At 71.2% G+C, this 10,586-nt stretch carries 12 protein-coding genes; 8 read left to right on the top strand and 4 right to left on the bottom strand.

Features of this window, described 5'->3' with window-relative positions:
• From CCL05_RS38410 to CCL05_RS38395, 4 genes are all read right to left on the bottom strand, one after another.
• A partial coding sequence (locus tag CCL05_RS38410) for a DUF202 domain-containing protein (RefSeq protein WP_143590015.1) occupies nucleotides 1–155 on the bottom strand: 155 nt, incomplete at its 3' end.
• The gene (locus tag CCL05_RS38405; protein ID WP_086565246.1) at nucleotides 152–544 is read right to left on the bottom strand and encodes a YidH family protein; all 393 of its coding nucleotides are present in this window, start codon (nucleotides 542–544) and stop codon (nucleotides 152–154) included. The genes CCL05_RS38405 and CCL05_RS38410, both read right to left, overlap by 4 nt.
• Nucleotides 545–620: 76 nt before the next feature.
• Nucleotides 621–1,142 carry an NUDIX hydrolase gene (locus CCL05_RS38400; protein WP_086565249.1) on the bottom strand — a complete coding sequence of 174 codons (522 nt, stop codon included), beginning with the start codon at nucleotides 1,140–1,142 and terminating at the stop codon, nucleotides 621–623.
• Nucleotides 1,143–1,232: 90 nt separating this feature from the next.
• A complete protein-coding gene (locus tag CCL05_RS38395) occupies nucleotides 1,233–2,138 on the bottom strand; it encodes a DMT family transporter (protein WP_086565248.1) in 906 nt (301 codons plus the stop codon).
• 365 nt (nucleotides 2,139–2,503) lie between these two features.
• Here CCL05_RS38395 and CCL05_RS38390 point away from each other — a divergent pair, with 365 nt between their 5' ends.
• The 8 genes from CCL05_RS38390 to CCL05_RS38355 form a co-directional block, all read left to right on the top strand.
• Nucleotides 2,504–3,454 (top strand): hypothetical protein, encoded by a 951-nt coding sequence (locus tag CCL05_RS38390; RefSeq protein WP_086565245.1) that lies wholly within the window; start codon nucleotides 2,504–2,506, stop codon nucleotides 3,452–3,454.
• 37 nt (nucleotides 3,455–3,491) lie between these two features.
• Nucleotides 3,492–5,027: an APC family permease gene (locus CCL05_RS38385; protein WP_086565244.1), complete on the top strand. Its 1,536-nt coding sequence runs from the start codon at nucleotides 3,492–3,494 to the stop codon at nucleotides 5,025–5,027.
• Nucleotides 5,028–5,138: 111 nt separating this feature from the next.
• On the top strand, nucleotides 5,139–5,864 hold the full coding sequence (locus CCL05_RS38380; protein ID WP_086565247.1) for a molybdopterin-dependent oxidoreductase: 726 nt from the start codon (nucleotides 5,139–5,141) through the stop codon (nucleotides 5,862–5,864).
• Nucleotides 5,848–6,462 (top strand): cytochrome b/b6 domain-containing protein, encoded by a 615-nt coding sequence (locus CCL05_RS38375; protein ID WP_086565243.1) that lies wholly within the window; start codon nucleotides 5,848–5,850, stop codon nucleotides 6,460–6,462. Before CCL05_RS38380 ends, CCL05_RS38375 begins: the two co-directional genes overlap by 17 nt.
• Before the next feature lie 281 nt (nucleotides 6,463–6,743).
• Complete coding sequence (locus tag CCL05_RS38370) at nucleotides 6,744–8,093, top strand: ABC transporter substrate-binding protein (protein WP_086565242.1); 1,350 nt, start codon at nucleotides 6,744–6,746, stop codon at nucleotides 8,091–8,093.
• Between the two features lie 83 nt (nucleotides 8,094–8,176).
• Entirely contained in the window at nucleotides 8,177–9,142 is a 966-nt protein-coding gene (locus CCL05_RS38365; protein ID WP_086565241.1) for a carbohydrate ABC transporter permease, read from the top strand.
• Complete coding sequence (locus CCL05_RS38360; RefSeq protein ID WP_086565240.1) at nucleotides 9,139–10,026, top strand: carbohydrate ABC transporter permease; 888 nt, start codon at nucleotides 9,139–9,141, stop codon at nucleotides 10,024–10,026. The genes CCL05_RS38365 and CCL05_RS38360 overlap by 4 nt, the downstream gene beginning before the upstream one ends.
• A 76-nt stretch (nucleotides 10,027–10,102) precedes the next feature.
• A partial coding sequence (locus CCL05_RS38355; RefSeq protein WP_158102525.1) for a zinc-dependent alcohol dehydrogenase occupies nucleotides 10,103–10,586 on the top strand: 484 nt, incomplete at its 3' end.

Here is a 10,586-nt window from a genome sequence, read left to right as displayed (position 1 = left end):
CGGTCACGGTCTCCGCCGTGCAGCGCGGTCTTCACGGCGCGCACGGCGGAGACCGTGACCGACAGCGTCGTACGCCGCCACGCGAGCCGGGTCCGCTCGGGCTGCAGCCCTGGGTCGCGGTCGGGGTCCTGCCGACGGGCCGCCGGGGCGTTCACCCCTCCCACCCCACGAGCACCACGACGACCATGGCGAGGGCCACGAGCGCGACGACGAGGCTCAGCACCGCCGGGAACCGGGACACGGGCAGGTCCTCGCCCCGGCGCATGGCCCGCTCACAGCGGACCCAGTGGTTGACCGCCCGCAGCGCGCACAGCACGCCCGCGGCCAGCAGCGCGAGCGCCAGCCCCACCCGCCAGCCCCAGCGCAGGTCCGGCAGGAACTGGTCCACGGCGAAGCCGCCGCCGATCAGCGCCATGGCGGTGCGCAGCCAGGCCAGGAAGGTGCGTTCGTTCGCCAGCGAGAACCGGTAGTCCGGCGTCTCGCCGTCCCGCCGCACCTCCGCGGGCGCGAACCACAAACGGACGTTCCGTACGAACTCGATCACGTGCGCGACCCTACCGGGGCCGTCGGCACCGGAAGCTGCCGGTGCCGCCCCGGCCTCGCGGCGGCCTCCTCAGCCCTCAGCTCTCAGCCCTCGACCGGAACGCCACGAGCCGCTCGTACGCCGCCAGCCCGTCCGGCACCCACTCCCAGTCGCCCAGCCGCCGCCGCACCTCGTCCTCGGGCAGGAAGTCGTGCCAGGCCACTTCCTCGGCCTGCGGCCGCACCGGCAGGTCGCAGCGGACCTCGTACACTGCCGACCACCACGTCTGCCCGGCGCCGTTGTCGTAGAGGAACGTGAAGAGGTACCGGGGGAGCGGCAGACCCGTCACGCCGAGCTCCTCCTCGGCCTCGCGCAGGGCTGCCGTGTCGTAGGACTCGCCCGCGCCGACCACTCCGCCGACGAACATGTCGTACAGGGAGGGAAAGACCAGCTTGGTCGGTGTCCGCCGGTGCACGAAGATCCGGCCCTCGGCGTCCCGGGCCTGGATGAACACACAGCGGTGCCGCAGCCCCCGGGCGTAGGCCTCGCCCCGGGGCGACTGCCCGATGACCCGGTCGTTCTCGTCGACGATGTCGAGGATCTCGTCGGCCGGGCTCATGCCCTCGCCGGCGACGGTCCCGCCCTCGTCCGCGGCGCTCACGCCCTCGCCCCAAGCACTCATGCCCTCATCCAAGCAGGGCGCGCGGCCTCACTGTGTCTGCGGCTGCGGCTGGAGCTGCCCCGCGCGTGCCCGCGCCGTCGCCCCCGTCGGCATGGCCGGGTGCAGACCCAGCAGCACGATGCCGGCCACCACGGCCAGGAGACCGCCCGCCTCCCAGCTCAGGGCCACGCTGTCGGTCCGCAGCCGGTCGCCCAGGAAACCGACGCCGCAGATGATCCCGGCGATCGGCTGGGCCGCGGTCAGGGCGGGCAGCGACTTGCGCAGGGACGCGGTCTCGAAGGCGCTCTGCACGAGGACCAGCCCCGTGACGCCCAGCGCGAGGACGGCGTACGGCTGCCAGCCGGTCAGCAGCTCGGCGAAGCCGCCCGCGGAGAACTTCTCCCCGCTCACCCGCGTGAGCGCGTCCTGCACGCCGTAGAGGAGCCCGGCGCCCAGGGCCAGCAGCACCGGCCCGGAGCTCAGCCGGGAGCGCTTCGCATGCGCGGTGAACAGCAGGGCGAGCCCGATCATGGCCCCGATGATCAGCCACTGCCGCGTCGGATCGGCCGTCGCGGAGCCGCCCTGTGGCTCGCCCGCGACGATGAACGCGCTCACCCCGCCCGCCAGCAGCAGCAGGCCCGCCCAGCCCTGGCGGCCGAGCGGCTGCCGGGTCTGCCGGCGGGACAGCGCGAGAGCGAACAGCAGGTTCGTCGCCAGCAGCGGCTCCACCAGGGACAGCTCGCCCTGCCCCAGCGCGGCCGCGCCCAGGGCCATGCCGACGACCATCAGCGCGATGCCGCCGAGCCAGCGCGGCACCTTCACCAGGTCGACCAGCAGCCGGAAGGACAGGAAGTCGTTGAGCGGGGCGCGCTGGGCCGCGTTCTGCTGCAGCACGAAACCGAAGCCCAGACAGCAAGCGGCGCTCACGGCGAGCACCAGTACCAGAACCGACACGCGGTCTACCTCGATCATCAGGTCGGGTCACGATGGCGTAGGGGCCGACTGTACCGGCCGGCTCCGCCCGGCGCGCCCGTACGTCATGCCATGGTGCGCGGTGGTGACCGCCCAGCACTATGACGCACGCCACAAAGGGCGAAACGGAAAAATCGGATCCCTGCTTCATCTTCCTCTGGAACCTCGATGATCACAAAAGCCTCACAAGTGGCAGTGGTTGACGCGTGTAACGCCCTTGCGGCCCTTGACGTCAACCGTTGGCTGGGGGTTGGCTGTGCGTGATCAGCTCATGGCGACGCGCACACACGCGCTCGATCGACCGACCTGAGCCGAAACACAAGAAGAGCGCGTGAGGAAGTTCCGCGGTGCCCCCACCCCCGCCTCCCCTCGGCCGTGGCCGCAGACGTGCGTCTCAGGCCTTCGACGAGGCCCTCGACGACGCCGACCTCGTGGCCGCGCGCGCCGCCCTGGCGCAGGGCCGCTGGCAGAACGCCCGCTCCCTGCTGGTGCACACCGGAGACGACTGGGACCGGCGCGGCCACCGCGTCACCGTCCTCGCCCGGGAGTCCTACTGCGCCGCTTGGGCCCGCGAGTGGCTGCTGGCCGAACCCGAGTCCGCCGACGCCTCCGTCCTGCTCGCCCTCGCCCAGGTCCGGCGCGCCCTGCACGGCAAGGGCAAGCCGGTCCGGGCCCGCGAGGCCTGCGCGACGGCCGCCGCCCGAGCCCCCGCCGACCCGACCCCCTGGCTCGGCCTGCTCCTGCTGGAGTGCGCGGTCGGCACCGACCAGGACGTGGTCCGCACCTTCGAGCAGGTCCGCGCCCGCTACGCCGACCACCACCACGCCCACCACCTGATGGTCGCCCGGCTCGCCGGCCGCCGCACCGAGTCCGGCCCGGACCCGCTGCACGAGGTCTACGACTTCGCCAACTGGGCCGCCGAACAGGCACCCGCCGACTCCCCGCTCGCGATCCTGCCGGTCATCGCGCACGCCGAGCGCTACCGCGCGCTCGCCGCCGCCGGGCACGAACCCGCCGACCCGGCCGCCTCGGGCCACTGGACCGGCCGCCGTGCCCGGCAGGTCATGAAGGCCGCCTTCGACTGGTGGCTGGAGTGGGAACTGGAGGGCCATCCGCGCCGGCTGATCGACCTGAACTTCCTCGCTCACGCCAAGTTCTGCGAGGGGCGGGGCGCCGAGGCCGCCGCCCTGTTCCACCGGATCGGCCGGTACGCCACCCCGGCGCCCTGGTCGTACCCGGACCGCGACCCGCACACCGCCTTCGCCGCCGCCCGCGCCGGCGCGCTCGGCACGGCCTGACACCCCCGGAAAACCAAAAAGTGAGGACGCTCTCCCGATGACCACGGACAGTTCGAGCACGAGCACATCCGCCGCCGGCGGCATCAGTACGTTCAAGGGGCAGGAGCGCGCCCTGCGCGCCGACCGGCTCGGCACCGGGGGACTGCTGCTCTCCGTCCTCGCCGCGACCGCCCCGCTCATGGTGGTCGCGGGTGTCATGCCCACTACATTCGCAGTGATGGGCATCGTCGGCCAGCCGCTGCTCTTCGTCGTCCTCGGCGTCGTCCTGATCCTCTTCAGCGTCGGGTACGCCGAGATGAGCCGCCACGTCCACAACGCGGGCGCCTTCTACGCCTACATCTCCCGCGGCCTCGGCGGCACCGCCGGCGCGGGCGCCGCCCTGGTCGCCCTCGTCGCCTACAACGCGCTCCAGATCGGCATCTACGGCATCTTCGGCTTCGAGGTCTCCGGGCTCCTCGCCACCTACGCCGACGTGGAGATCGCCTGGTGGATACCGGCGCTCGTGGCCGCGCTCGCCGTCGGCCTGCTGGGCTGGCTGAAGATCGACGTCAACGCGCGCGTGCTCGGCGTACTGCTCGTCATCGAGGTGCTCCTGGTCGTCGTCTTCGACATCGCCGCCCTCGCCGACCCCGGCAAGCAAGGACTCTCGCTGCACGCCTTCAACCCGGACACCCTCACCGGCGCGGGCGTCGGCACCGCGCTGTGCTTCTGCATCGCCGCGTTCCTCGGCTTCGAGCAGGCACCCGTCTACGCCGAGGAGACCAGCCGCCCGCACGTCCTCGTGCCGCGCGTGATGTTCCTCGCCGTCGGCGGGGTCGCCGTCTTCTTCGCGCTGAGCAGCTGGGCCCTCACCGTCGCCACCGGCCCCGCCGCGATCGTCGGCACGGCCCAGAAGCAGAGCGCGGGACTGCTGTTCTTCCTCACCGAGTCCCGCCTCGGCGGCACCTTCACCGACGTCCTGCACGTCCTGTTCGTCACCGGCATGTTCGCCGCGCTGCTCAGCTTCCACAACGTCGTCGCCCGGTACGCCTTCGCCATGGGCCGCGAGGGCCTGCTGCCCGCCGCCTTCGGCCGCACCAGCGGCACCAGCGGCGCTCCCGGCACCGGCTCGCTGCTCCAGACCGTCGTGGCGGTCGTCGTCGTGGTCGCCTTCGCGATCGCCGACGACAAGCCGGCCGGTGACCCGACCGCGCCCGTCCTGCACCTGTTCACCTGGCTCGGCAACATCGGCGCCCTCGGCGTGATCGTGCTGATGGCGGCGGCCTCCCTGTCGGTCGTCGTCTTCTTCGTCCGCCGGGGTGCCGCGGGCGCCCAGGCCTGGCGGCTGGCCACCTCCGCCGTGGCGGGCCTCGCCCTGCTGGTGATCGCCGGCTACACGGTGAAGGACTTCGAGGTTCTCGTCGGCGCCGGCCCGGACTCCTCGCTGAGCTGGGTGCTGCCCGGCATCATCGGCCTCGCCCTGGCCGCCGGCCTGGTCCTGGGCCTGGTGCTGCGCGCCCGCGCCCCCGAGAAGCACGCCCGGATCGGGCTCGGCAACGAGGCGTTCCAGCTGGACAAGGCGGCGTCGTCCTGACCCCGGCCGCGTAAGAAGTGGTTACGGAACTCTGACGAGCACCCGCGATCCCTGTCCTGAAGGGGCCGCGGGTGTTCGAATGAGAACGTGAACGAGGACGTACCTGAGGGCGTGAACGACGAACACCCCCCACAGCGGGGCACCCCGGTCGGCCGCCGTGTCTTCCTCGGCACCCTCGGCCTGGGCGCGCTCGGCGTGGTCGCCGCGCCCCGGCTGCAACGCGGCCTGGAGGGCTTCCTCGGCGGTGCCGCCGACAAGGACCCGACCGGCCTGACCGGACTGCTCCCGAACGGCGGCGGCTTCCGCTACTACTCGGTCGCCTCGTCCGTCCCCCGCAAGAACGCCGACAGCTACCGCCTCACGATCGACGGCCTGGTCGACCGCCCCACCACCTACACCCTGGCGGACCTCAGGGCCCTGCCCCAGACCCGCATGGTCCGCGACGTCCAGTGCGTCACCGGCTGGCGCGTCCCCGACACCCCCTTCGAGGGCGTACGGCTCTCCCGCCTCCTCGACGCCGCCAAGGTCCGCCCCACGGCCAAGGCCGTCCGCTTCACCTGCTTCGACGGCACCTACACGGAGAGCCTCACCCTCGACCAGGCCCGCCGCGCGGACGTCCTGGTCGCCCTGCGCATGCAGGACAAGGACATCGGCCACTCCCACGGCGGCCCGGTCCGCCTCTACGTGGCGCCCATGTACTTCTACAAGTCCGCCAAGTGGCTCTCCGGCATCACCGTCACCGACGAGGTCCGGCCGGGCTACTGGGAGGAGCGCGGCTACGACGTCGACGCCTGGGTGGGCCGCTCGAACGGACGTGACGATGAGCCTACGAGCTGACGCCACGGCCGGTGTCAGCCGCTTCAGCCCGACCGAGCGCTGGGTGCACCGCACGACGGCCGCGCTCATGGGTGTCTGCGTCCTGACGGCGGCCTGCCTCTACGTCCCCCAGCTCGCCGAACTCGTCGGCCGCCGCGAGCTGGTCGTCCGGATCCACGAGTGGGCCGGCCTCGCCCTGCCCGTCCCGGTCCTGGCCGGCCTCGCCTCCCGGGCCTTCCGTGCCGACCTGGGCCGGCTCAACCGCTTCGGCCCGCACGACCGGACCTGGCTGCGCGCCGCCCTGCACCGCGACAAACGCCCCGCGTCCCGCCCCGCCGGCAAGTTCAACGCCGGCCAGAAGCTCTACGCGTCCTGGATCGCCGGCGCCACCCTCGTCATGCTCGGCACCGGCCTGATGATGTGGTTCACCCACCTCACCCCCCTCGTGTGGCGCACCAGCGCGACGTTCGTCCACGACTGGCTGGCCCTCACGATCGGCATCGTCCTGGCCGGCCACATCGGCATGGCCCTGGCCGACCCGGAGTCCCGCAGAGGCATGCGCACGGGCTCGGTGAGCAGGGAGTGGGCGGACCGAGAGCACTCTCTCTGGCGCCCCTAGCTTCTCAGAGGGTGGTTCGTGAGCCTTTGAGCGGACCTGTCGTAGCCTGCCGCGCCGCAGCCCACAAGTTTTCTCGCAATATGTGTTAACAGTGGCGCTGTCTTCTGATAATAATTCCGGCATCGATACCGCGCCCCACACCCCAGGGACGCCTCCCTCGCCCTCCCCGGCCGGCCCTCGTTCCCCGAGGAGCCGCTGTTCCCCATGCCTGGCGCGCGGCGCCGCCACGGCCGCTCCCCTGCGCCGTCTCCCGCCCCACCCGCACGAGAGGTCCCCGACACATGCGATCGACCAGACATGCCCTCATCGCCGGCGCCGCCGCCACCGCCCTGCTCGCCACCGCCTGTTCGGGCGCCGGAGCCGGCGGATCCTCGGGCGGCGGCCAGAGCATCAACGTGCTGATGGTCGGCAACCCGCAGATGGAGGACATCGCGAAGCTGACGAAGGACAGCTTCACGAAGGAGACCGGCATCAAGGTCAACTTCACGGTGCTGCCCGAGAACGAGCTGCGCGACAAGGTCACCCAGGACATCGCCACCCAGGCCGGTCAGTACGACGTCGCCACCATCGGTGCCTACGAGGTGCCCATCTGGGAGAAGAACGGCTGGCTGCACGAGCTCGGCTCCTACGCCGACAAGGACAAGAGCTTCGACGAGGCCGACCTGCTCAAGCCGATGGTGCAGTCGCTGTCCGGTTCGGACGGCAAGCTCTACGCCCTGCCGTTCTACGGCGAGTCGTCCTTCCTCATGTACCGCAAGGACGTCTTCGCCGAGAAGGGCCTGACGATGCCCGAGCACCCGACCTGGCAGCAGGTGGCCGGCCTCGCGGCCGAGGCCGACGGCGCCGAGCCGGGGATGAAGGGCATCTGCCTGCGCGGTCTGCCCGGCTGGGGCGAGCTCGGTGCGCCGCTGACCAGCGTGGTCAACACCTTCGGCGGCACCTGGTTCACCAAGGACTGGAAGCCAGAGGTCAACACCGGCGGCTTCAAGGAGGCCACGAAGTTCTACGTCGACCTGGTGCGCAAGCACGGTGAGGCGGGCGCACCACAGGCCGGGTTCACCGAGTGCCTCAACGGGATGAGCCAGGGCAAGGTCGCCATGTGGTACGACGCCACCAGCGCGGCCGGTTCCCTGGAGGACCCGAGCAGCAGCAAGGCAGCGGGCAAGATCGGCTACGCGTACGCGCCCACGGTCAGGACCAAGAGCAGCGGCTGGCTGTGGGCGTGGGCCTGGGCGATGCCCAAGACCACCAAGAAGGCCGACGCCGCTTCGAAGTTCATGCTCTGGGCGTCCGGCAAGAAGTACGAGAAGCTCGTCGGCGAGAAGCTGGGCTGGGCACGGGTGCCCGCCGGCAAGCGGGCCAGCACGTACGAGATCCCCCAGTACAAGAAGGCCGCCGCCTCCTTCGGTGACATCACCCTGAAGTCCATCCAGCAGGCCGACCCGTCCAACCCCGGCACCCAGCCACGGCCCACCGTGGGCATCCAGTTCGTCGCCATCCCCGAGTTCCAGGACCTCGGCACCAAGGTGACGCAGGAGATCTCCGCCGCCATCGCCGGCAAGACCAGCGTGGACAAGGCCCTTGACGACGGCCAGAAGCTCGCGGAGGACGTCGCCAAGAACCACCAGTGATCCGTCCCGCCCCGGTCGGCCGCACCGTCGGCCGGGGCGCCGTCCCCGCACACGCACCGCCATCGGCGGAGGAAAGCAACGCCATGACCACGCTCGCCCATGCCCCGAAGAAGACCATGCGTCCACCCGCTCACCACGGCCCCAAGTCCCCGGCCGGCCGCACGTGGCGCCGACGCTTCCCGCTGTTGCCGGCGCTGATCTTCACGATCGTCGTCACACAGCTGCCGTTCGTGGCCACCCTTGTCATCTCGACGTTCCAGTGGAACATCCTGCGGCCGGACGACCGTCACTTCACCGGCCTGTCCAACTACACGTTCGTCTTCACCGACGAGCGGCTGCGTTCCGCGGTGGTCAACACCATGGTGCTCACCGCGTCCGTCGTCATCCTCAGCGTGCTGCTCGGACTCGGCCTGGCCCTGCTGCTCGACCGCCGCTTCCTCGGCCGCGGCCTGGCGCGCACCCTGCTCATCGCCCCGTTCCTGGTGATGCCCGTCGCGGCCGCGCTGCTGTGGAAGCACGCCCTCTACAACCCCGACTACGGGCTCCTCAACGGCACCCTCAACGCCGTGTACCGCCTGTTCGGCGCGGACAACGGCCCCACCCTCGACTGGATCTCCACCTTCCCCATGCCGGCCCTGGTGATCGCGCTGGTGTGGCAGTGGACGCCGTTCATGATGCTCATCCTGCTGGCCGGCCTGCAGGCCCAGCCCGGTGACGTCCTGGAGGCCGCCCGGGTCGACGGGGCCTCCGCGCTGCAGACCTTCCGCCACATCACGCTTCCCCACCTGCGGCAGTACATCGAGCTGGGCATCGTGCTCGGCGCCATCTTCGTGGTGCAGACCTTCGACGCGGTCTTCACCATCACCCAGGGCGGCCCCGGCTCCCGGACCACCAACCTGCCCTACGAGATCTACCTGACCATGTTCCGCAAGTTCGAGTACGGCCAGGCCGCGGCCGCCGGCGTCGTCGTGGTGATCGGCTCGATCGTCATCGCAACGTTCGCCCTGCGGGTCGTCGCCTCCCTGTTCCGTGAGGAGGCGTCCCGATGAGCGCCCACGCAGCGACCCCCGTGCCCTTCGTCCAGCGGCTCCGCCGCCGTAGGCAGGACCTCGACCCCGGGCAGGCCCCGCGCCTTTCGCCGCTGTGGACCTTCGTCGCCTGGCTGGCCACCCTGGCCTTCTTCGCGCCGGTGGCCTGGATGGTGCTCACCGCCTTCCACCAGGAGGCCGACGCGGCGACCAACCCGCCCAGCCTGCTGGCGCCGCTCACCCTGGACCAGTTCTCGCTCCTGCTGGAGCGGGACATCACCCCGTACCTGCTCAACTCGGCCATGGCCAGCGTCTTCTCCACCCTGCTGGTCCTCGCCCTGGCGGTGCCGGCGGCCTACGCGCTGTCCATCAAGCCGGTCGAGAAGTGGACCGACGTGATGTTCTTCTTCCTGTCCACGAAGTTCCTGCCGCTCATCGCGGCGCTGCTGCCGATCTACATGATCGTCAAGGACATCGGCATGCTCGACAACATCTGGACGCTGGTCCTCCTCTACACCGCGATGAACCTGCCGATCGCCGTGTGGATGATGCGCTCGTTCCTCGCCGAGGTGCCCAAGGAGATCCTGGAGGCCGCCGAGGTCGACGGCGCCGGACTGCCCACGGTGCTGCTGCGCGTCGTCGCGCCGGTCGCCATGCCGGGACTCGCCGCCACCTCGCTGATCTGCTTCATCTTCAGCTGGAACGAGTTCATGTTCGCGGTCAACCTCACCGCCACCCAGGCATCCACCGCGCCGGTGTTCCTCGTCGGCTTCATCACCAACGAAGGACTGTTCCTGGCCCGGCTGTGCGCGGCGGCCACGCTGGTCTCCCTCCCCGTGCTCATCGCCGGTTTCGCCGCCCAGGACAAGCTCGTGCGCGGCCTGTCACTGGGAGCGGTCAAATGAGGCCCGCCGCCCCCCGCATGGCCGCGGACCTCTTCGCCACCGCCTGAACGCCCCGAGCCGAACGGAACCCTCCACCATGACCGAGCAGATCCGCCGCGTCCTCGTCCGCTCCCTCGACGACATCACCATCGAGCACGTGCCCGCACCCGCCCCGGGGGACGACGAACTGCTGGTGCGCACCACGGTCGTCGGCGTGTGCGGCTCCGACACCCACGCCGCGGCCGGCCACCACCCCTTCATCGACCTTCCCTACCGCCCTGGCCACGAGGCGGTCGGCGTCGTGGCCGCCGCCGGGCGCGGAGCCGGGGAATTCACCCCGGGCGACCGGGTGATCGTCGAACCCAACCTGTACTGCGGACGGTGCGGCCAGTGCCGCTCCGGCCGCTACAACATCTGCGAGGAACTCAAGGTCTTCGGCTGCCAGACCCCCGGCGCCATGGCCGACGTGTTCACCATCCCCGCCGACCGCGTCCACCGCGTCCCCGACGGCATGACCGACCTTCAGGCCGCCCTCGTCGAACCGCTGGCCACCCCCGTTCACGCCGTGGCCAAGGCCGGCG

Source organism: Streptomyces africanus (assembly GCF_002150735.1).
Lineage (GTDB): Bacteria > Actinomycetota > Actinomycetes > Streptomycetales > Streptomycetaceae > Streptomyces > Streptomyces africanus.
This window is presented reverse-complemented; position numbering and strand designations above follow the sequence as displayed.

What these genes read in the sequence shown, in the direction of transcription:
- CCL05_RS38400 (WP_086565249.1), bottom strand. Translation starts at nt 1,142, where the DNA reads ATGAGCCCGGCCGACGAGATCCTCGACATCGTCGACGAGAACGACCGG.
- CCL05_RS38385 (WP_086565244.1), top strand. Translation starts at nt 3,492, where the DNA reads ATGACCACGGACAGTTCGAGCACGAGCACATCCGCCGCCGGCGGCATC.
- CCL05_RS38375 (WP_086565243.1), top strand. Translation starts at nt 5,848, where the DNA reads ATGAGCCTACGAGCTGACGCCACGGCCGGTGTCAGCCGCTTCAGCCCG.
- CCL05_RS38370 (WP_086565242.1), top strand. Translation starts at nt 6,744, where the DNA reads ATGCGATCGACCAGACATGCCCTCATCGCCGGCGCCGCCGCCACCGCC.
- CCL05_RS38365 (WP_086565241.1), top strand. Translation starts at nt 8,177, where the DNA reads ATGACCACGCTCGCCCATGCCCCGAAGAAGACCATGCGTCCACCCGCT.
- CCL05_RS38360 (WP_086565240.1), top strand. Translation starts at nt 9,139, where the DNA reads ATGAGCGCCCACGCAGCGACCCCCGTGCCCTTCGTCCAGCGGCTCCGC.